Here is a 20,648-nt window from a genome sequence, read left to right on the forward strand (position 1 = left end):
CATATGGTTGCATATTAGGGCCGTCCCCTCCCCCGCGCAAGAGCATCCGTCTCCGGGGCGAGCGCACCGGCCGGCGCCCGACCTCAGGCGCTCGCGGCGTCGAGGGCCTCGGCAGCGGCCGCGAGCACCCAGTCCGGCAGGGGGCGGGCTGCGAACAGCGAGGCGTAGAGCCGGGCCATCGAGTCGTCGGGGTCGAGCCGCAGCGCCTCGTCGAGGTGGAGCCCGGCGAGGCTCGAGACTCCCCTCGCCCACCAGCACCACGCGAGAACGGTGAGCACGGAGGAGCGCGCCTCCTCCGGCGCCAGCGCGGCGGCACGGGCGAGGAGCCCGGTCGCCCGCGCCAGACGGGCGCGCTCCGGAGCGCGCCCGCTGCCGAGCAGCACTGCCGACAGCTCGAGGTCGTGGTCGTCGTCCGTTCCGGCGCGGGCGTCGCCCACCGCGCCGGGCGGCACTCCCACTCCCGCCTGCGGGCTCCGCGCGATCTGCACGGTCACCCGGTCTCGGAGGGGCGGCGACTGCAGGGTCCGCACGATCAGTCCTTCGCGGCGGACGTCCCGCGGTCCGCTGAGCCAGCGCTCGACGAGCCGTTCCGTGTCGCCGACCAGGGGCGGCCGGCGGAGCACCTCCGCGACGAGCGCGCGATCCTCCTCGACGACCGGCGGCAGCACGGAGAGCGCGTCGATGTCCAGAGGCTCATCGGCCACCGCTCGGGCGAGGACGCCGGTCTCGCTCCGCTCGATCTCGAGGAGCGGACGTGGCCTGCGGCACTCCTCGGCGTCCGTGTAGCGCCCCCATCCGTCGGCGGCGATGCAGGCCACGGCGATGATGTCCAGCCGCGTGCGCTCCAGGCGCCGGAGCACCGCGTGGCCGAGGTCGAGATGCGGGATCCCCCGCTCCTCGGCGTAGCCCGCACGGGTGCAGACCACCACCAGCACACCGGTGGCCCGCGGCATCGTCTCCATCATGGCCGCGCAGCCGCCCGCCAGCGCCTCCGCCTCCATCCCGCGCAGCGTCTCCGGGAGCGGGATCCGGAAGCCTCCCCCGGCGCGCGTGCCGAGGAACGGCACCACCACGACGGACTCCTCCGGACGGATGCCGATGATGGAGGGGACGGCCGCCAGGAGGTCCTGGATCGCGCTCGCCCGCAGGACTTCGGGATCGCGGCGGCGGGACGGAAGAGCAGGGGTTCGCTGTGTGGATGTCATGTCCGACACCCTGCTCGCGTCGCCGGCGGCGCGAGATCCCGCCGGCCCCGACCGGGGAGAACCGGAGCGAATCGGCGCCTGTGGAGGAGCGCTCGGGGCCGGCGGCTCAGCCGGCCGCGGGAGCCCGCAGCACCTTCGCCATCGGCCGTCCCTTCGCGATCTCGTCGATCAGCTTGTCGAGGTACCGGATGCGCTGCATCAGCGGATCCTCGATCGTCTCGACCCGCACGCCGCAGATCATCCCTGTGATCGCCGAGGCCTGCGGAGGCAGGCGCGCCGCCGCGAAGAACTCCTCGAAGGTCGTCCTGCTCTCGAGGTGCCTGGCCAGCTCCTCGTCCGAGAAGCCGGTGAGCCAGCGGACCGCCTCGTCGACCTCCTCCCTCGTCCGGCCCTTGCGCTCCGCCTTCGCCACGTAGAGGGGGTGCACGTCGGCGAACGCCACGGAGAAGATCCTGCTCATGGCCGGGAAGCGTACTCGCGCGACGCCCGGCGCGGCAGAGGCGCCCGCCCCGCTATCCTCCCCAGTGGCCCTCGCGCCTCCACCCCGCAGCCCACAGAGAGAACCACCGTGAGCCTCCTCCGCACCAAGTCCGTCGAGCAGTCGATCGCCGACACCGATGAGCCCGAGTACAAGCTCAAGAAGTCGCTGACCGCGCTCGATCTCACGGTCTTCGGCGTCGGAGTCGTCATCGGCGCCGGCATCTTCACCCTCACCGGCCGCGCCGCCCACGACATCGCCGGACCGGCGATCGTCCTGAGCTTCGTCGTCGCCGCATTCGCCTGCGCCCTCGCGGCCATGTGCTACGCCGAGTTCGCCTCCACGGTCCCGGTGTCGGGCTCCGCCTACACCTTCTCCTACGCCTCCCTCGGCGAGCTCTTCGCCTGGATCATCGGCTGGGACCTGATCCTCGAGCTGTTCCTCGGAGCGAGCGTGGTCGCGCAGGGGTGGAGCGCGTACCTCGGGTCGCTGCTGCAGCAGCTGGGAGTGACCCTCCCGCCGGCGCTCACCTACGGCGGCGTGGTCGACGTGCCGGCGATCCTGCTCGTCCTCGCGCTCGGCGCGCTGATGACCTTCGGGATCAAGGAATCGCTGCGCGTCAACCTGGTGCTCGTCGCGATCAAGCTGTTCATCGTCCTGTTCGTCATCATCGCGGGCCTGCAGTTCGTGAACACCGCCAACTACACCCCGTTCGTCCCCGCCGCCGAGCCCTCGCAGTCCGCGTCCGGTCTGACCCAGCCGCTGCTCCAGTTCCTCTCGGGCATCGAGCCGGCCACGTTCGGCGTCGGCGGCATCATCGCCGGCGCCTCCCTGGTGTTCTTCGCCTACATCGGGTTCGACGTCGTCGCGACGACCGCGGAGGAGACCCGCCGCCCCCAGCGCGACCTGCCCATCGGCATCATCGCCTCGCTGATCATCTGCACGGTCCTGTACTGCGCCGTCGCCCTCGTCGTGACCGGCATGGTCCCCTACCGCGAGCTCGACCCGTCGGCCGCGCTCGCCAATGCGTTCGCCTACCACGGGCAGACCTGGATGGCGACGGTCATCTCGGCCGGCGCCGTCGCCGGTCTGACCACCGTCGTGCTGACGCTGCTGATCGGAGCGACGCGCATCATCTTCGCGATGGCGCGCGACGGGCTCCTCCCCCGGCGCCTGGCCACCGTCCACCCGCGCCTGCGCACGCCGTGGTTCACCTCCGTGGTCGTGACCATCGTCGTCGCGCTGCTCGCCGGGCTCACTCCGATCGGCGTGCTCGAGGAGATGGTCAACATCGGAACGCTCTCGGCGTTCGTGCTGGTCTCGGTCGGCGTCGTGGTGCTGCGCCGCAAGCGGCCCGACCTGAAGCGCGGCTTCCGGGTCCCGCTGAACCCGTGGCTCCCGCTGCTCTCGGCCCTGATCTGCACCTACCTGATGCTCAACCTCTCGATCGAGACCTGGCTGCGCTTCCTGATCTGGCTGGCCGTGGGCTTCGCGATCTACTTCGCCTACTCGCGCAGCCACGCGAAGATCGGCACGAAGCCCTAGGGGACCAGGCCCACCTTCGGCCTGGCCCAGGAGCGTCCGCGCGTGTCCTTGAGGATGTCGTACTCCACCTCGACGTGCGGCTCGATCGCGCTGTACTTGTCGTTCGGGGCGCCGATCACGAGCTGGAAGCCGAGACCGCGCCACGCACCGATCGCCCGCTTGGTGAAGTGGGCGTCGGCCTTGATCAGCGCCTCGTCCATGAAGACCGGGGCGTACCGGGGGCGGTCGGCTCCCGCGTCGCCGAGCTGGTAGCGCAGCGCCGCTCCGACGATGAAGGCGATCAGCTCCTGCGACTCCCCGCCGGACTTCTCGCCGATGTGGTCGTACAGCGCCACGTGCGCTCGGGTGACGGCGTCCACGCGCTCGGCGCTGACCCGGACGTGGTTGCGGACGTCGACGAGGTCGCCGAAGTCGGGCGCGGTGCGCCGCAGCCGCTGGATGAGCCGGGACATCCGCCGGTAGACCTGCTCGCGCTCCTCCTCCGCGGACACGGCCTGGATCTGCGCGCGCACCTCGCGGAGCTCGCGGCGGAAGCGACGGCGCACCTCCGACTGGTTCTCGCGCGTCGTGATCTGCAGACGGTGGCCGTCGTCGTAGAACGGCAGATCCTGCATGATCACGTTGATCGGCTCGATCCGCTCGCGGATCTCCCGCAGTGAGCGGCCGAGCGTGGAGTCGAAGCTCGTGAGGTCGTTGCCGGAGAGCGTGAGCAGGCTGTCGCGCCACTCGGTCTCGAGCCGGTGCAGGCCGCTGGTCTCGAGGGCGTCGAGCAGCCGCTCGAAGTCGCCCGCGGACGCCTCGGGGTCCGCGAGCAGGTTGGGGTTCGGCCAGCGGTCGAGGAAGCCGGCCATGATCCGGCCGGCGCTCTCGCGCTGCTGCTCGTGCGCCTCGGCCGCGGAGCGGCGGTCCTCCGCCAGTCGCTGCGCTGCCGTGGCGAGCGCCGCGTCGAAGCGGACCAGGACGTCCGAGGCGCTGCCGGACGCCGCGGCCTCGGTCAGCGTGAACCGGGCGTCGAGGAAGGCGCGCTGGTCGTCGTCGAGCTCGCGTCCTGCCTGCTCCGCCGCATCGAGAACCGCCTGGCTCGCGTCGACGTCGTCGACCACGACGGCCCACTCCGCCTCGATCCGCTCGCGCTCCACACCGGCGCGCGCGATCTCCTGGCGGAGGCGCTCGAGGCGGCCGCGCAGCCCGTCGATCTGCTCCTGCAGCCCGGCGAGCTCGGGGTTCGCCTCCGCCGCCTCGGCGCCGACCGCCTCCCATCGCTCCTGCTCGGCGAGCAGCGACTCGACGTCGACCGTCTCCCAGCTCACCAGCGCGAGGCGGGCGTGGCGCGTCATCCGGTCGTCGAGCGCATCGAGGGCCTCCTCCGCCGCCGACGCCGCCGAGACGGCCGCCGCGCTGCGGGCCCGGGCCGCCTCGACCAGGGCGTTCAGCTCGCGGAGACGACCGGTGTTGGAGAAGCCGAGGACGTTCGCGGCGCCGTGGCCGCCGTGCGCACCGCGCTGCCCCTGCGAGAGCTGACCGGTGAGGGTCAGGGCGAGCCGGTGGCGCCCGAGCTCCGCAGCGCTGTCGACGCACACGTAGCCGAAGCGGTCCTCGAGCCGGTCCTGCAGCCAGCCGGTGAAGGCGGTGGCGCGGTAGTCGAGGCGCCCGGGCAGCGTCTGCGGGTCGAGGCCCCGCACCTCCTCGAGCCCGGTCTCCACGCCCTCGTAGCGGAGCCGGACCGGGAGCCGGAGGGAGTCGATGGCGCGGCGGAAGCGGTCGAGGTGGGCGGAGTCGATCATCAGCGTCGTCGCGAAGCCGCCGAGGGCGAGCGTGAACGCCTCGCGCCAGGGCTCGAACTCGGCACGCACCTCGACCAGCTCGCCGACGAAGGGCAGGTCGTCGGCGGTGAGGCCGGCTGCCTCCGCGATCCGCTCGCGCGCCTCGTGCAGAGGCCGGGGGATGCTGTCCCGACGGTCCGAGGCCGAGCGCTGCTCCGCCTCGAGCTCGGCGAGATCGCGCGCCGCGGCCTTCCGCTCGGCGACCGCGTCCGACCAGGCCGCACGGGTGCTGCGCTTGGCGTCGGCCGCGCTCGCCGCCCGGGCGAGCACCGCCTCGAACCGCTCGCGGGTGGTCTCCGGCTCGCCGAGAGCGCGCAGGTCCTCCTCGAGCCGGGCGCGGTTCTCGCGCGCCGCGCCCAGCCGCCGCTCCACCTCGCGGAGCTCGCGCTGGGCCGTCTCGAGGCGGTCGCCGCCGGAGGCCCGCAGCACCTCGGCGAGCCCGTCCCGCTCCGACTCCGCCGCCTCGGCGAGGGCCCGCTTCTCGCGGAGCACGGCGTCGACGGCGCGGGTGCGCTCGCGCAGCTCGACCTCGACGTCGCGCAGCAGGCCGAGGCGCTGCTCAGCGCGCCACAGGGCCGCCGGCGACACCGGGGCGTCGAACTCCCCGAGCGCGTCGATGAGGCGCACGCGCTCCGCGGACGCGGCGATGCGCAGGCGCAGGCCCCGCAACGGCTCGAGTGCCGCGACCTGCTGGCGCGCGGTGAGCATCCGCTGCCGGGTGCTCTCGAGCTCGTCGAAGTGGGCGACGACCGCGTCGGCGGAGGCCAGGGTCTCGGGCTCCTCGAGCACGAGCCGCTTGTAGAGGTCGTCGACGGTCGTGATCTGCTGACCGGCCTGGATGCGGGCGAGCAGGCTCATCGCCTTCGATCCGGCTCCCGCCGCTCCGATGCCGAGCACCGCGTGCAGACGCGCCGAGAACTCGCGGTCGGTGCCGAGCGGATCCAGGCCCGCCGCGCGCAGCGACGCGTCGGAGAAGCGGTGCGCCGCCGCCCGGTCGAGCGCGGCGAGGTCGACCGGGCCCTCGGCGCTCGCGCGGATCCGCACGGTCTCCTCGAGCACCCGGGAGCCGGCCGGGACGTACCAGGCGCGGACCGCGCTGAAGCGCGAGCCGTCGTGGTCGACCCAGGTCATCGCGACGGCGGTCCAGGTGTCGACTCCGTCGCCGCGCAGGACGCGCATGGTCGTGCCCTCGTCCGTGCGCGACTCGTCGAGCTTGCCGCGCGCGTAGGAGAGGATGTTGCGCTGGTCCTCGCCGCGCGGACGGCCCGTCACTCCGCCGTTCGAGGCGCCGTTAAACGGCGTGGTGTGCGGCATCATCAGGGCGATGTAGGCGTCCATCAGCGTGGACTTGCCGGAGCCGGAGCCGCCGCAGAGGAGCGTGGCGCCGGGCGAGAAGCGGACCCGGTGCGCGCCGTCGTAGCCGCCCCAGTTGACCAGCTGCAGGTCCTCGGCGAGCCACTGCTGACCGCGGGAGGCGGCGGGGATCAGGCCGAAGAGGGTGTCGAGCATCGTCATCGGGGGTCGTCCTCCGGGTCGGGGGTGTCGTCGTCGGTCGGCTCGTCGTCCAGCGGCTCGTCGTCCGCGACATCGGCTCCGGGCAGGACGCCGTCCGTGGGCGGGTCCGCGTCCTCGTCGAGGCCGTCGTCCTCGAGCGCGTCGTCGTCCGCCTGCTCCGGATCGTCCGAGCCGGGCTCCTCGGCGGGCGCCGCTTCTGCGACCACCGAGGAAGCGTCTTCGCCCGCCCGCCCGCGCAGCCAGTCGCTCAGCTCCCGCAGCTTCGGCGCGCTCAGCACGATCTCCACGATCGAGCTGATCCGGTACCGCCCTGCGGACTCCTCGTCGACGATGCCGTCGCGCCCGAGCCGCTCCAGCGCCTTGCGGACCATGCGCTGCCGGCGGGCTGTGTCGCGCTCGGCGTCCGCGAAGTAGCTGAGCACCGTCTGCTCGACCTCCTCGACGTCCACGCGCGCCGACGCCTCGCCGGCCGCCGACTCCCGCTGATGGACCGTGCGCAGGTGCACCAGCACCAGCGTCTCGGCGCGGGTGTAGGGGAGGTCGCGCAGCAGCACCGGCATCTCCACCTCGTCGGAGCGCACCTGCTGCTTGTAGGCGACCCCGCGCTCGTGGTCGACGACGAGCCGCACGAACAGGTCGTTCAGCCGCGACTCGATCAGCTGCCGGTGCTCCTGGAGCACGGCCCACTGCTCGCGGTGGCGGTCGGCGAGGAGGAAGCGGCGCTGCAGCACGTGCACGAGCACCCGGCGCACCTCGGTGTCGAGGACGCCGCGGTCGCCGGGGAAGAGCTCGTCGGGGTCCTCCTCCATCGACACGGGCGCGATGAACGGATCGGCGGCGGTCCCGTCGGTCGCCAGGGTGTCACTCATCGTCGGTCTCCTCCTCGGTGCGGGCGGTCACGGATCCGAAGGCGAAGCGGCGCACGGTCCCGTCGGGTCGGCGCGTGCTCACGACGGAGTAGCCCTCGCGGTCGACGAGGCCCGTCCGGTGCGCGATCTCGAGCAGCCCGAGCAGGTCGACGGGCCGTCGCGTGTCCTCCGGAGCCGCGCTGAACGCGTCCGCCAGATCGAACTCGTCGCCGAGCTCCGCCACGTAGGCCTCCAGCTCCGCGTAGCGGGGACCGCCCCAGGCCCGGCTGTCGTCGCCGACGAACTCGGCGTCGCCGTCGTCTCCGGCCAGGGGCGCCGGCCCGCCGGCCGGACGCACGTCTCCCAGGGTCTGGCGCAGGTGGCCGATCCCGGCGACGGGCAGGTGCCGCAGCGGCGCGACCGGCGCGTCCGGCGAGATCCCGCCCGTCCACTCCTGGAGCCCCGCCATCACGTCGCGCAGCAGCTCGTCCACCTGGCGGTCGCGAGCCGGGTCGTGGGTGCGGACCTGGCCCGTGATGACGTGGGACGCGCGGCGCTGCGCGGTCAGGACCTCCTGCACGCCCAGCTCCACCCGGCGGCCGATCGCGGCCAGCTCCGCGCGCTGGGCGGGGTCCATCAGGCGGGAGAACGGCTGCACGAGCACGGTGTGCAGCTGATCGGCGAGCGCGTCGATCCGCTCGGGGTCGCCCAGGAGGCGGAGGGCTCCGGCGAACGCACGGCCCTCGCTGGTGGCCTGCATCACGTGCTGACCTCGCTCGAGGTACTCCCGCAGCACCTCGCCGGTCGGGCGGACGTCGCGGCGCAGGTCCGCGACCACGTCGCGCTGCATCGCCTTGATCGACTCCGCCACCCGCGCGAAGTCGGCCGGCAGCTCGCGGGCGAGGTGCACCACGTTCTCGGCCTCCTCCAGGAGCTGCTCGTCGTCGGCCGGCTCGAGACCGGCGCCCTCCTCGAGTGCGGCGATCTCGGCGTCCAGGCGCGCCCGCTCCTCGCGGAGCCGCGAGAGGCGGGCCTCCGGGTCGGGATCGACGTCCGCGGCCAGCCGCTCGACCGCCTCCAGCAGGGTGCGCACCCGCGAGTTCGAGACGCGCGTGCGTCCACCTCCGGTGCGCCCGGTGATCTCGAGGGCGCTCACGGCGTGGGCGCTCAGCCGGTAGACCTCGGCCTCGCCCTCGATCTGCGGCACGAGCCAGCCGACGCGGACCCAGTAGCGGCACACCTCGCGCGCCGTGCCGCTCGGCAGCGCGCGCTCGACCTCGTCGTACCCGGCCGAGCGCAGCTCCTCGAGCAGCTCCCCCACCTCGGCGTGCGCGTCAGCGACGGCCACCACCTGCCGGTCGACGGTGAACACGAGCGACAGGGCGGCGACGACGAACGGGGCGTACCGGCCGTGGAGGAGATCCAGGGTCGGCGTCCGGAAGGCGCCGAGGGAGCGCAGGTAGGCGGCCTCGGCGCGGGAGTTCGACATCGCCCTCAAGGATAGGCGGCGGGTCGGGCGCCCGAGGACGGCCGCGCCTGGGCCGCAATCCGACCAGCGCCTTCAGGCGCCGTCGGGGCGGAAGCCTTTGTAGAGCGTGAGCGCGAGGGCGGTGCGGTCGCGGAGGCCGAGCTTGCGCAGCAGCGCCGAGACGTGGTTCTTCACGGTGCCCTCGGCGAGCACGAGGGCGGCCGCGATCTCCCTGTTGTTCCGCCCTTCGGCCACCAGCTCGGCGACCACCCGCTCGCTCCGCGTGAGCAGCGTCAGCGGGCTCTCGCCGGTGCGACCCGGCTGGACGGCCGGCCGGGCGACGCGCGGATCGATCACCATCCCGCCGGCGATCACCGCGTCGAGGGCCACGACGAGACCCTCCACCGAGGTGTCCTTCAGGAGGAATCCGGAAGCGCCGGCCGAGAGGGCCGCCTGCACGAGCGCGTCGTCGTCGAAGGTCGTCAGAAGGAGGACGGGCAGACGCGGATGGAGCTGCGCACACTCGGCGGCGAGCTCCACGCCGCCCATGACCGGCATCCGCGCGTCGGTGACGACGACGTCCACCTCCGTCGTGCGCAGAATGTGCAGAGCAGCCTGTCCGTTCTCGGCCTGGGCCGAGACCACGACACCCTCGACCGTCGAGAGGAGCATGACCAGCCCACGGCGGATCATCTGCTGGTCCTCCACCAGCAGCACTCGCCTCGGTGTCGTCTCCGTCACGAGGCGCGGCTCTCCCGTTCCCCGTCGGCGCCTCCGAGAGGGATCGAGAGGCGCAGGAGGAACCGGTCGCCGATGCGCCGCGCCGTCAACCGACCTCCGCGAGCCGTCGCGCGATCGTCGAGGCCGCGCAGCCCGAACCCCAGCACAGGCTCGCCGTCGCTGATCCCGTTGCTCCTTCCCGCGCCGATGTCGCTGAGCAGCGAGAGCTCGAGCCGGACGTCGTCCGTCTCGATATCGATGCGGACTCTGCGGGCAGCGCCGTGCCGCAGAGCGTTCGTCAGCCCTTCCTGCACGCCTCGGTAGACGACGAGCGCGGTCTCATCGTCGCTGGTGAGCACACGGTCCGACGCCTCGTCGCCGACCACATCCACGGTCACGCCCGTGCCGCGGAAGGACTCCGCGATCAACTCCAGCGCAGCCAGGCCGCGGGCGCCCGCGTCCCGGAAGGGACTGAGCGCTCGTACCCACATCCGCATGTCCGCGAGAGCCTCGCTCGACGTGGATCGGGCGGTGCGGACCTCGGCCCACGCCTGCTCGGCATCGGCGGAGCGCAGGCGATCAGCGAGCTCGAGACTCATCGAGACGAGGGTCAGCTTGTACCCGAGGCCGTCGTGGAGCTCGCGTGCGCTCCGGGCGCGCTCGTCCGACAGCAGCAGCTCCTTCTCCGTCTCGGAGGCGCGATGCAACCGCCTGATCACACGCTGGTCGGCGGATCGCTCGCTCTCGAAGCCGCGAAGAGAGAGTCCCAGGGCGATCCCGAAGCACATCAGCACGGCCACGGGCACCACGTTGAGCAGACCGTCGAGCACTCCGGAGAGCAGCGCCCTCCCCGAGCCGACGGCGCCCCCGACATGGAGGGCCAGTCCGACGGAGGCGATCCAGATCATCGCGTGCGCCCCTGCGCGGAGCGAGACGTCGACCACCGCGAACGCCACGACGAGGAGGAGGACCGGGATCGTGAAATCGAGCCGGCCGAAGACGACGACCGGCGTCGCCGCGACGATGGACACCGTCGTCACGGCGACCCCGTGTCCCGCTCGGATCAGTCGGGGCCGGACGGCCCAGAGCCCGGCGATCACAGGCACCAGCGCGAGCCATGTGACCGCGACCGCTGCACCCGTGCCTCTCTGCGCGGAGTCCACGACGCCCAGGATCCCTGCCAGGACGAGGCAGCACAGGGCGATCGCCTGAAGTGCGATGACGGTCCTGTCCACGGTGCTCGACAGGGACGGCGCGACCGCTACCCGCTCGTGTCCTGCCGCTGACGGCGCGGAGATCTCCGCCGCCGTCTCCGGAGTTGAGCCCATGTCGACAACTGTAGCTCCGACTCCGGGATGCCGACCCGTGACCGCAGTCACGCCCTCACCGTGACTCCGGTCATCCTCATCCGTGACTTCGGCGGGAGGTGGTCGACTGCGGACCTTCCTAGCCTCGAAGTCAGCGCCGGGAACCGCATCCCGCACCGCGAGACAAGTCGGACAGGAAAGGGAAGCGATGCCGCTCGACCTCGAATATCTCCGGTACTGCCGCCCGGGCAACCCGTTCTACGCGGTCGCCGAGGAGGGGGACGACATCGATGGCGACGCTTTCGACGTCGCGTCCTTCGCTCCGGAGGACTGGCAGGTGAGGGAGTCGCGGCCGTGGCGGAACTGGATGCCGGACGGTTGCCTCCTCCCTCGTCAGGGATGGAAGCTCCACCTCTCGTCGACACTCGATGACGCGGAGAAGGTCCTCGCCGCTGCTGCACGCTACTGCTTCGCCTCCCGACTGCCTTTCAAGCATCTCTCGACCACCTCTCACCTTCTGATGCAGAACGGCAAGTACGCCGATCGAGCGGGAGCTGGGAAGTTCATCACCGTGTATCCCGGTTCGGACGACGAGTTCGCCCGAGCGCTGGAGGACCTCGACGTCCGTCTTCGCGGGTTCAGAGGCCCGTACGTACTGTCCGACCGGCGGTGGAAGTCCGGGCCTGTGCACTTCCGTTACGGCGCCTTCGTCCCGTCCGAGACGGAGAGCGGCTTCGTCTCGACGGTGCTCGACCCGGACGGGAACGAGGTGGAGGACGTCCGGCGGCCGACGTTCACACCTCCCCCGTGGGCTTCACTACCGGAGTCCGTCACTGTCGGGGCGGAGAACGAGGAAGAGGTCGCCTTCGGCTTCACGATGCTCTCAGCGCTGCACTTCTCGAACGGTGGTGGTGTCTATCTCGCTGAAGCGACGACCGACGAATTCGTGCCGATCGGGACGATCGTGGTCCTCAAGGAGGCGCGCCCGCACGCCGGGTTGGACGCCGACGGAGTCGACGCCGTGACTCGCCTGGCTCATGAGGAGGAGGTGCTCGTCGATCTGCAGTCCCTGGACTGCGTACCCGTCTTCTACGGATCCTTCACGGCCTGGGAGCACCGATACCTGGTCATGGAGCACATCGAGGGGAACGATCTGAAGCGCGAATGGATGACGAGGACTCCGCTGCTCCGACCAGCACCGTGGCGCGTCGGTGACCCTGCATACACCTCCTGGCTGACCACGACCGTCGCTCGCCTCGACGCCGCTCTCGCCTCCGTGCACCGCGCAGGATGGCTGCTCGGCGACATCCACCCGAAGAACGTCATCATGCGGAACGGCACGCACCCGTGCTTCCTCGACTTCGAGTTCGCGCATCGAATGGATCCGGAGTGGCGTTGTCGCCAGGGAGCGCCCGGCTACGAGCCCCTGGAAGGCCTGAAGGGGACGGAAGCGGACGAGTGGTCGCTCGGCATCCTCGAACTCGATCTCCTCTTCCCCCAAGCGACGATCGCCGACCAGGGCAACGTCGCGAAGATCGAGCAGCTCCTCCGAGCAGCCGCAGACGATCTCGCGGTTCCGCCCGCCGTGCTGCGGTCGATCAGGACCTCCACCCTCGACGTACTCCCCGCCTCCGGTCAGAGGTCGATCGACGAAGACGTCGGTCGACTCGCCGCCCTCTCGGACGACCAGCTGCGCGGCCAGATCGCCCGCGGTGTCGCATCGGTGCTTCAGTGGACGGACGACTCGCCGGTCGTTCCCGGAGACATCCCTGTCCTCGCCCGCGACAGCGCGGACCACCGTGCCGGATTCCCCTACGGCGCGGCTGGAGTCGTCGCTGTCTTAGGACGATCCGGAGATGTCGACCTCGAGGCCGCCGATCACTGGCTCGCCGCTCGCGTGGCCCAGGTGCGGTCGCGTGGTCTCTGCGGACGCGAGGGAATTCGCTACGCGGCTCGCCAGGCAGGACTCGCGCGCACACTCGAGGTCCTCGACCGCAGGCCCTCGGCCGCCCCTTCAGGTCCGACGCTGTGGTCGGGGTGGGCCGGTGCAGGGCTCGCCGAGCTCGCAGACGGAGGGGACCCGTCGGAGGCGGCCCACCATCTCACCACGCTGCTCGATGAGGACGTCCGAGGAGCCTCCGTCGGCCTCCTGCACGGATGGTCTGCGGCCGCGATCCTGTTCGCCCGACTCCACGAAGCCACTGGCGACGACTTGTACATCAGGCTCGCGATACGAGCCGTCGACGCCGATCTGGCGCGCTGTGCGATCACCCGGAACAACACTCTCGAGTTCGATGAGGGATGGAGGACTCTTCCTTACCTGGGGATCGGCTCGACCGGGCCCGGCCTGGCGATCCTGGAGCTGCGGCGGGTCACGGGCGAGGAGCTCTTCGCCGATCCCCTCGCGTCCATCGACGCCGCCGCGTCCTACCAGCAGTGCGCGCAGGCCTCACTCGCCCACGGTCTGTCCGGATTCCTCGTCTACCTCCGCCGCCGCGTACTGCACCGCCCGAGCGCGGAACTCGAGGAGGTCCTCCGCTCGCACGTCCGGTCGCTGCGCCTGCACGCCGTGCTCGACGACACCGGCGTCTTCTTCCGCGGCAACCAGAACCTCCGACTCTCGTCGGACTACCTGACCGGCTCGCTCGGAGTGCTCGCAGCGCTCGACGAGCTCGAGACCGGACGCTCCGCCCTGCCGTTCGGACTCTGACCGAGTCGGCCCGAGACGAGGAGAGGAGGTGATCACATGAACCGGATCCTCGATTTCCAGACCCTCGAAGGTGAGGCCGACGCGCACGACGCCGCGCGCGTCAGCACCTTCAGCGTCATCTCGCCGTGCCCGGGCTGGCCCAGCTCGATCACGTGGGGCAACTGCTGATAGTCGCTACCGGGCGCCCGCGATCCAGCATGACGTGGATCGCGGGCGTCTCACGAGTAAGACGTCCCCACCTTCGTCGAGGAGAAACGCTCATGATCCCCACCCTCCAGGCTCGAGCCGTCGAGCAGGTCATCACCGTAGGCCGGCAGCGGACGACCGTCCTGCGGGGCTGCGACATCGATCTGGAAGGGGGCGGGCTCACCGCTGTCGTCGGCCGCTCCGGCTCCGGCAAGTCCTCTCTCCTGATGTGTCTCAGCGGACTGGACCGGCCGACGTCCGGCGTCGTCGAGGTCAACGGCCGGGACGTGAACAGGCTGTCAGCGGCCGATCGCGCTCGCATGCTCCGCGCCCAGATCGGGTTCGTGTTCCAGCAGTACAACCTCGTGCCCTTCCTCGACGTCGAGGAGAACATCGCGCTCCCCTTCAGGCTCGACCGATCACCCGTGCCGCACGACCTGATCGGTGGACTCGTGGAATCGTTCGGCCTGCGCGACCGGCGCCGTGCGCCGGCGCGAACGCTCTCGGGAGGTGAGCAGCAGAGGACCGCTCTCTGCCGCGCCCTTGCACGGCGGCCCGGCATCGTCTTCGCCGACGAGCCGACCGGCGCCCTCGACTCGCAGAGCTCGCGGGTCGTCCTTTCGACTCTGAGGACGATGGCGGACGAGGGCCAGATGATCGTGATGGTCACGCACGATCTCGACGCCGCAGCCCTCGCGGACACGGTCGTGGTGATGCACGATGGTCGGACCGTGCGGACGACCGGACGCTGCACCAGCCATGAGCTGCTGAGCATCCTCGAAGAGGCCGGGGCCTGACTCGTGTCCCGTTACGTCGTACGCCTGTTCGCCGACGAGTGGCGCCGATGGTCTCCCGCGATCGCTGTGGTCGCCCTGATGGCGACGCTGATCGGGTTGTGCGTTCAGCAGTTCGCCTGGACCGGCGACCCCGCATTCACCGCCGCTGTCACGGAGGCCGGCGTCGCGCTCGGGGAGTTCCGGATCCTCTCGATCACGATCTACACTGTCGTGGCGCTCGTCGGCTGGGTCGCCCTGACGATCGTCGGCCGAGCGAGCGTTCTGGCCACAGGACGCACGCACGCGCTCTGGCTCCTGCTGGGCGCCTCCCGAGCCCAGGTGTTCGTCGTCACTCTCCTCGTGCTCGGCATCGTGAGTCTCCTCGGCGCCGGCATCGGAGCGCTCCTCTCGACACTGCTGGCGTTCTGGGCGGTTCCCGCATTCAACGGTGCCGTCTCGTCCGAGGTCGATCTTCCGAGCTTCTCGCTCGCGCCCTGGGCTCCGGTGGTCACGCTGGCGCTCGGCACGCTCACCGCTCTGGCGGGCGGAGTCCTGCCCGCGCGCCGCGCCGCCCGCACGCCGCCGAGCGCCGCGCTGCGTGAAGTCAGGAGCGGTCGACCGGGTACGGCGATGCGCGCGGTGCGGATCGGCTGCGGCATCGCCCTCCTCCTCATCGCCTCCGGCCTTGTCACGGCATCCGCCTCTGCTCGAGAACTCGGAGCGACCGGACCGGCGCCGATGTTCAACCTGGCCGTCGACGTAGGAGGCAGCGTCCTCGTGGCCGTCTACCTCCTCTGCCCGGAGGTGATCGCGCTCGTCTTCCGGGCTCTGCACGCGCTCTCCGCCCGATCGGGTCTCGTCGTCGCAGCTCTCGGAATCCGCGCGGCAGCAGCCCGGGTGCAGGTCAGCACCGCCACGATCGCGCCGCTCACGGCAGGGCTGGGGGCGATCGCCGTGCTCCTGTGCGCGGTGGAGTCCGTCGTCGCCATGACGACGGCGGTCCGGCCCGGGACCCGCGCCGATCTCACCGATGTTCTGACGATCGTCGCAGTCGTAGCCGTGTCGATGCTCGCCACCAGCGCCACTGTCGTCGCTCTCTCTGCGCAGAACCGCGAGCGCGAGATCGCCCTGCTCCAGGCAGCGGGCCTGCAGCGCCGACAGATCATCGGGCTCGTCGTCTCCGAGAGCCTCGCGATGTCCCTCGCCGCTTCCACAGCAGCTGCCGCACCCGTCGCCGCCACCGGCGCGGTCTGCTGGCTCGTCAGTCGCGCAGCACTGGGCGAAGGGGTAGTGATCTGGCCGGTCCCGAGCGTCGTTCTCGGCCTCATCGGCTCGTGGATCGTGCTCTCGCTGATCCTCCTGATTCCCGCGCAGGCTCGGCTTCGCCGTCCCCCTGGACCGAGGTTGCGTGAGCAGGGTGTCTGACGTGATCACGGGTCGCGACGCACTGCCGCCTCGGGTTTCTGCGATCGCCGGACGGCTGCGACATCTCGCAGCTCTGCAGCCGTCGAGCGCAGCCGCGGAGCCGACAGGCCCCCGGCAGGTGCTCCTCCGGGATCCCGACGGGCGCCCCGTGCAGCACACCCTCGTCATCGCACCGCAGGAGTCTCTGGTGCTCTCGCCGGGCGCCGCCGCTTTCGCACTTGTGAGCGATCAGGACGGTGATGAGCATCACCGCATCCGCGTCGCCGTCGCGACCAGGAGCGGAGCCGTCGAGATCGTTCAGGACGAGCGCCCCGTCTCCCCGCGCATCCGATCGTTCTCGGACGGATTCCTCTGGATAAGGCGGAACGACGCGGGTCGGCCCTGGCAGGCGGTCTGGTGGCATCGCAGCCTGACGACTCCCCACGTGCTGCTCGAAGAGCCCGATCAGGCTCGGAGGCTCGATCTGCGCAGCGTCGCCGGGGCGATCGCCGTACTCGCATCGAGAGGGGCGCGCGACTCCCGGTACTGGGTGCTGACCGGAGAGGAGAGCAGTCCCCCGACGTGCCGTCGCCTCGACCTCGGCACGGAGAACGCGGATGTCTCCGCCTGCAGGGGCGGCCTCGCGGTCCTGTATCGACGGCACGGAGTCGTCCGGATGACCGGCTCGACGCGTCCTCTCGAGGTTCCCGTTCCGAAGGCCCTTCAGGCGGAGCACCTGCAGGAGGCCCAGGGTGAGCTCTTCGTACTCGGTCGGTCGTCCGGCAGGAGAGCGGTGTGGCTGCCCGGCGGCGGGGCAGACGCGCTCTGGCTCGCGCCGGCGGCCGGGACCCTTGTTCCCGCCGTCGATCCGATCACCCGCCACCCGATCATGCTCGTCTCCTCCCCTGCTCACCGCGCCCACTGCGTCACCCCTGTACCGGGTAAGGCACTCGCCACCGAGGTCACAGAACGGATGAAGGTCACGTCACTCACTGCGCCGAGCCGGGACGGCACCCTCGTCCCGCTCACCCTGATGACTCCTGACGGCGCCGACAGCTGTCCCGTCGTCGTCCACGTCTACGGCGCCTACGGCATCAGCCTCGAGGGGCCGTTCGATCCCTTCACGGACGACCTCCTCGCGCGCGGAGCCGCGATCGCCTACTGCCATGTCCGCGGGGGCGGAGAGAACGGCCCGGAGTGGCATCGGCAGGCGACCGGCCTCGGCCGCGAGCGCCCGATCGAGGACCTCCTCGCCTGCCTGGCGTTGCTTCGTGAGCTTCCAGGGATCGACTCGCACCGGCTCCTTCTCACCGCGGCGAGCGCGGGCGCGCTGGTCGCTGCGACGGTCTGCCTCCGTCGCCCCGCAGAACTCCGTGGCCTCCACCTCGTGCATCCCTTCCTCGATCCCGTCGGCGCGCTCGATGATCGCTCCGCAGCCGCGGCGGCGTCCGACCGTGAGGAGTTCGGTGACCCTGACTGGATCCTCGCGAGCGGGCTCTCTCCACTCGCGACGATCGCCACAATGGTGGGGCGGAGCCGACCGCTTCCGCGCGCGTGGATTCGAGCCGGTCTCCGCGATGCCCGAGTCGACGCGTCGGCGATCGCGGAATTCGCAAGCGCCTACCGGGCAGTGGCTGAGCGCGACGATCCCGCGCACGTCGTCCTCCGTGCGACCTCGGGCGGTCACCTCAGCGGACTGACGCCCGAGGAGTCCCACCAGGAGAACGTCCTCGCTCACGCCTGGACGCTCGACCTCCTCGGCCTGGCCTGACCCGTCGAGCGCAAGGACGAGGGCGATCGTTCCGGCGGGAGCCGATCTCGTCCAGGCGAGAACTGCCCTACGGCGTCACTGGCCGGCACCCGACACCCCGCCCGCCGAGCCGTGCGGCATCGCCACGCACCGCCACAACGAGAACCCGGTGACCGCGGAGGCGTGCTCTCCCGACTCCGTCGCCGCCGGCCCCCACTCCTGCAGCTGTGTGCATCCGTCCGCCACCACGGCCTTCCGCACCGACTCGGTCGGTGGCGCCGAGTTCTTCAGAACCAGCAGAGGCGTGCGTCCTGCCGCGATCATCCCGGCGACGTCCTGCTCGGTGAAGACCCGCGCCTGGCCGGAGTAGCCGCCGTCGGTGAGCACGCTCGCGCCGGTCGCCGTGATGATCGGCGCCGAGATCGCCCAGGAGTCGGTGAGGAACAGGGGCGCTCCGTCCACCCCGCCGCCGGCGGCACGAGCAGCGGCGACCAGTGCGGTCTCGTCGGCGGTCATCGAGTCGTGCCCGCCGACCGCGTCCGGCGACGAGACCGCGAACGGAGCCGAGGTCTCGGCCCTCTGCGGGAAGCGCAGGCCGACGAGCGCGTCCCCGCCCGACCCGTCGAGGGACGCGTCGAGCACCTGGAGGCTGAACGCGATCGGCCCTGCCAGGATCACGACGGCCGCTGCGAGCGCGATCGAACGATGCCGGGCCGCGCCTCTGCTCGCCGCCGCACCGCCCCTACTCCACCGGGCCGCCACCGCGACCACGACGAGCCCTGCTCCGGCGAGCGCCGCGAGCGGCAGGCCCAGCACCGACGGCAGCTGCCCGCCCACGGCGAGCGCCGCGCTCCACGCCGTCTGCCCGACCAGGAGGAGCGGCAGCACCAGCCGCGCGCCGACCCGGGGCGACGCGAGCAGCCGCACCCCCTCCGCCCAGCCCAGCGCGGCGAGGAGCGCCAGCTGCACGCCGATCGCCGCGACGTACGCCATGTGCGGCACCGTCGCCACCGAGAGCACGCCCGCCGCTGTCACCAGCCACACCGCGAGGCAGACCAGGAGGGCGAAGGCACCGCGGGCACCTCCCCGCCTCCCCCGCCGCGGCCACCAGCGCACGGCGCCGAGCACCAGCCCGGCGAGCGCCGCGGGATACAGCCAGCCGACCTGCGTCGCGTACTGCGCCAGCAGCAGCTTGGCCGGCGAAGACCCCGCTGCTCCGCCCATCGTCGCCACGTGGGCGGAAGCGACGACGGCGCCGGGCACCGCTCCCGGGATCAGCCGGTCGAGCCCGTTGAACCCGAACACCATCGCGAAGACGTCGTTCCCCGTCGACCCGTCGATGTAGGGCCGGTCCCCTGCCGGCACCGCCTGCATCGCGACCATCCACGCCACCGAGGCGCCCACCGCGACGGCCAGGAGCCCGCCCGCACAGGCGAGCGCTCGGCGCCACCCGCGCACCCCGACGAGAGTCGCCACCACCAGCGCCGGCAGGACGAACCAGGCCTGCATCATCTTCGCCTGGAAGCCGATCCCGATGGACAGCCCGGTCATCAGCAGCGGCCACCACCGCTCCGTCAGCACCGCGCGCTGCCACCACACCAGCGCCACGGCGAGTGCCGCCGTGAGCAGCCCGTCCTCCATCGGGTGCCCGAACATCGACACGAGGATCGGCGTGCTCGCCGCCGCTGCCGCCGCGACCAGCCCGAGCCCCCGGCCGCCCCACCGGAGCCCGACGACCGAGCACGCCGCGACCGTGATCAGCCCCTCGATCAGCTGCGGCAGCGCGATCGACGACGTCGACATGCCGAACAGCCGGATGCTCAGCGCCTGCGGCACCGCGAACCCCGCCAGCTTGTCCAGCGTCACCGTGGCGGCGGGATCGAAGGCTCCGAACGCGAGCGCGTGCCACGACTCCGACATCGACCGTGCCGCCGCCTCGTAGAAGACGGCGTCTCCGCCCCGGGCGAGATTCCAGCCGGTGAGGGCCGTCGAACCGCACAGGATCGCGAGGAGGGTGAGCCGCGCCCACCAGCGTTCGCGCCACCAGCGGGCGAGCGGAGCGGAGTGGGTCACGTCCACCGACGCTAGGGAGCCGGCCTGCCGCCGCCCTTGCGGGCGGTCGGGGAGACGCCGTGCATGCCGCTCCGGCCTCTCAGTCCGGACGCCGCCGGCACGGCCGACGACCAGGAAGGGTGCCGCGCCGCCCCGGTCACCCTCTAGAGTGCGGACATGCCCCGCTCCATGGCCGACCTCTCCTTCCGCCGCGCCCAGTGGGAGCAGCGCTACGCACCGCACGTGGCTCCCGTGAACCGCTGGGTCGACGAGCTGCGGAACCCCTACGGACGCGGCTGGCTGCCCTACGTCGCGCCCCTGCACGGCGGAGTGGAGGCGCGCGTCCTCAGCGTCCTCCGCGATCCCGGCCCCGCCACTCAGGACGGCATCGGAAGCGGCTTCCTCTGCACCGAGAACGACGACCCGACGGCCGAGCTCATGGCCGGGCTGATGGACGAGGTGGGGCTCGCCCCCGTCGACCTGCTGCCGTGGAACGCCTACCCCTGGTACATCAACCAGGCGCCGAACGCCGAGCAGCTCGACGCCGGCGTCGAGACCGTCCTGCATCTGCTCGCGCTCGCCCCCGACGTCGAGGTGGTCCTCCTGCAGGGCGGCGACGCCGATCACGGCTGGCGGCGCCTCCTCAGGCGGCACCCGGCGATCGAGCGCGAGCGCGGCCTCACGGTGATCCGCACCTTCCATCCGTCGCGACAGGCGCTCTGGGCACGGGATCCCGCCGAGCGGGAGGCGCGCTCCGCTCGACGTCGCGTGGCTTTCGCCGAGGTCGCCGCAGCGCTCCGGTGAGCGGTCCGCAGCGTCACGACGAGGCCCGGAAACGACGGAAGCCCTGACGACGACCAG

At 71.8% G+C, this 20,648-nt stretch carries 15 protein-coding genes; 7 read left to right on the forward strand and 8 right to left on the reverse strand.

Going from position 1 to position 20,648, the window contains the following annotated elements:
* Positions 1-83: 83 nt before the first annotated feature.
* Both C5D09_RS09585 and C5D09_RS09590 read right to left on the reverse strand, forming a co-directional pair.
* Positions 84-1,205 carry a DUF4192 family protein gene (locus C5D09_RS09585; RefSeq protein WP_146085624.1) on the reverse strand — a complete coding sequence of 374 codons (1,122 nt, stop codon included), beginning with the start codon at positions 1,203-1,205 and terminating at the stop codon, positions 84-86.
* Positions 1,206-1,311: 106 nt separating this feature from the next.
* A complete protein-coding gene (locus tag C5D09_RS09590; RefSeq protein ID WP_104257296.1) occupies positions 1,312-1,665 on the reverse strand; it encodes a DUF2200 domain-containing protein in 354 nt (117 codons plus the stop codon).
* 108 nt (positions 1,666-1,773) lie between these two features.
* Between C5D09_RS09590 and C5D09_RS09595 the strand changes: the two genes are divergently transcribed.
* Positions 1,774-3,228, forward strand: coding sequence for an amino acid permease (locus tag C5D09_RS09595; protein ID WP_104269175.1), 1,455 nt, complete (start codon positions 1,774-1,776; stop codon positions 3,226-3,228).
* On the opposite strand, the gene C5D09_RS09600 is transcribed toward C5D09_RS09595, so the two are convergent.
* The 5 genes from C5D09_RS09600 to C5D09_RS09620 all read right to left on the reverse strand — a co-directional run bounded on the left by C5D09_RS09600 (position 3,225) and on the right by C5D09_RS09620 (position 10,930).
* Positions 3,225-6,566, reverse strand: a complete 3,342-nt coding sequence (locus C5D09_RS09600) for an ATP-binding protein (RefSeq protein ID WP_104269176.1) — start codon at positions 6,564-6,566, stop codon at positions 3,225-3,227. The two genes, C5D09_RS09595 and C5D09_RS09600, sit on opposite strands and share 4 nt — an antisense overlap.
* A complete protein-coding gene (locus C5D09_RS09605) occupies positions 6,563-7,435 on the reverse strand; it encodes a DUF4194 domain-containing protein (protein WP_104269177.1) in 873 nt (290 codons plus the stop codon). Before C5D09_RS09605 ends, C5D09_RS09600 begins: the two co-directional genes overlap by 4 nt.
* Complete coding sequence (locus tag C5D09_RS09610; RefSeq protein ID WP_104269178.1) at positions 7,428-8,903, reverse strand: DUF3375 domain-containing protein; 1,476 nt, start codon at positions 8,901-8,903, stop codon at positions 7,428-7,430. Before C5D09_RS09610 ends, C5D09_RS09605 begins: the two co-directional genes overlap by 8 nt.
* Before the next feature lie 72 nt (positions 8,904-8,975).
* On the reverse strand, positions 8,976-9,623 hold the full coding sequence (locus tag C5D09_RS09615) for a response regulator transcription factor (RefSeq protein WP_258063688.1): 648 nt from the start codon (positions 9,621-9,623) through the stop codon (positions 8,976-8,978).
* Positions 9,620-10,930, reverse strand: a complete 1,311-nt coding sequence (locus C5D09_RS09620) for a sensor histidine kinase (protein ID WP_104222531.1) — start codon at positions 10,928-10,930, stop codon at positions 9,620-9,622. Before C5D09_RS09620 ends, C5D09_RS09615 begins: the two co-directional genes overlap by 4 nt.
* A 187-nt stretch (positions 10,931-11,117) precedes the next feature.
* Here C5D09_RS09620 and lanKC point away from each other — a divergent pair, with 187 nt between their 5' ends.
* The 5 genes from lanKC to C5D09_RS17995 all read left to right on the forward strand — a co-directional run bounded on the left by lanKC (position 11,118) and on the right by C5D09_RS17995 (position 17,756).
* Entirely contained in the window at positions 11,118-13,619 is a 2,502-nt protein-coding gene (lanKC, locus tag C5D09_RS09625) for a class III lanthionine synthetase LanKC (RefSeq protein ID WP_104269179.1), read from the forward strand.
* Positions 13,620-13,655: 36 nt separating this feature from the next.
* Positions 13,656-13,787 (forward strand): hypothetical protein, encoded by a 132-nt coding sequence (locus C5D09_RS17820; RefSeq protein ID WP_258059251.1) that lies wholly within the window; start codon positions 13,656-13,658, stop codon positions 13,785-13,787.
* Between the two features lie 92 nt (positions 13,788-13,879).
* Positions 13,880-14,602 carry an ABC transporter ATP-binding protein gene (locus tag C5D09_RS09630; RefSeq protein WP_104225415.1) on the forward strand — a complete coding sequence of 241 codons (723 nt, stop codon included), beginning with the start codon at positions 13,880-13,882 and terminating at the stop codon, positions 14,600-14,602.
* Between the two features lie 3 nt (positions 14,603-14,605).
* Complete coding sequence (locus C5D09_RS09635) at positions 14,606-16,006, forward strand: FtsX-like permease family protein (protein WP_104269180.1); 1,401 nt, start codon at positions 14,606-14,608, stop codon at positions 16,004-16,006.
* A gap of 1,012 nt (positions 16,007-17,018) precedes the next feature.
* The gene (locus tag C5D09_RS17995; RefSeq protein WP_181125674.1) at positions 17,019-17,756 is read left to right on the forward strand and encodes a prolyl oligopeptidase family serine peptidase; all 738 of its coding nucleotides are present in this window, start codon (positions 17,019-17,021) and stop codon (positions 17,754-17,756) included.
* A gap of 75 nt (positions 17,757-17,831) precedes the next feature.
* Here C5D09_RS17995 and C5D09_RS09645 read toward each other — a convergent pair whose 3' ends face one another.
* On the reverse strand, positions 17,832-19,808 hold the full coding sequence (locus tag C5D09_RS09645; RefSeq protein WP_104263039.1) for a glycosyltransferase family 39 protein: 1,977 nt from the start codon (positions 19,806-19,808) through the stop codon (positions 17,832-17,834).
* Positions 19,809-19,964: 156 nt separating this feature from the next.
* Here C5D09_RS09645 and C5D09_RS17830 point away from each other — a divergent pair, with 156 nt between their 5' ends.
* On the forward strand, positions 19,965-20,591 hold the full coding sequence (locus tag C5D09_RS17830) for a uracil-DNA glycosylase (RefSeq protein WP_104225418.1): 627 nt from the start codon (positions 19,965-19,967) through the stop codon (positions 20,589-20,591).
* The last annotated feature ends 57 nt before the right edge of the window (positions 20,592-20,648 follow it).

The sequence above is a fragment of the Rathayibacter sp. AY1C9 genome (genome assembly GCF_002932315.1).
Classification (GTDB): Bacteria; Actinomycetota; Actinomycetes; order Actinomycetales; family Microbacteriaceae; genus Rathayibacter.

Excerpts from the sequence above, each read along its gene's own strand:
- C5D09_RS17995 (WP_181125674.1), top strand. The coding sequence starts at position 17,019 with ATGACTCCTGACGGCGCCGACAGCTGTCCCGTCGTCGTCCACGTCTAC.
- C5D09_RS09620 (WP_104222531.1), bottom strand. The coding sequence starts at position 10,930 with ATGGGCTCAACTCCGGAGACGGCGGCGGAGATCTCCGCGCCGTCAGCG.
- C5D09_RS09630 (WP_104225415.1), top strand. The coding sequence starts at position 13,880 with ATGATCCCCACCCTCCAGGCTCGAGCCGTCGAGCAGGTCATCACCGTA.
- C5D09_RS17820 (WP_258059251.1), top strand. The coding sequence starts at position 13,656 with ATGAACCGGATCCTCGATTTCCAGACCCTCGAAGGTGAGGCCGACGCG.
- C5D09_RS09585 (WP_146085624.1), bottom strand. The coding sequence starts at position 1,205 with ATGACATCCACACAGCGAACCCCTGCTCTTCCGTCCCGCCGCCGCGAT.
- C5D09_RS17830 (WP_104225418.1), top strand. The coding sequence starts at position 19,965 with ATGCCCCGCTCCATGGCCGACCTCTCCTTCCGCCGCGCCCAGTGGGAG.
- C5D09_RS09590 (WP_104257296.1), bottom strand. The coding sequence starts at position 1,665 with ATGAGCAGGATCTTCTCCGTGGCGTTCGCCGACGTGCACCCCCTCTAC.
- lanKC (WP_104269179.1), top strand. The coding sequence starts at position 11,118 with ATGCCGCTCGACCTCGAATATCTCCGGTACTGCCGCCCGGGCAACCCG.
- C5D09_RS09605 (WP_104269177.1), bottom strand. The coding sequence starts at position 7,435 with ATGAGTGACACCCTGGCGACCGACGGGACCGCCGCCGATCCGTTCATC.
- C5D09_RS09600 (WP_104269176.1), bottom strand. The coding sequence starts at position 6,566 with ATGACGATGCTCGACACCCTCTTCGGCCTGATCCCCGCCGCCTCCCGC.
- C5D09_RS09610 (WP_104269178.1), bottom strand. The coding sequence starts at position 8,903 with ATGTCGAACTCCCGCGCCGAGGCCGCCTACCTGCGCTCCCTCGGCGCC.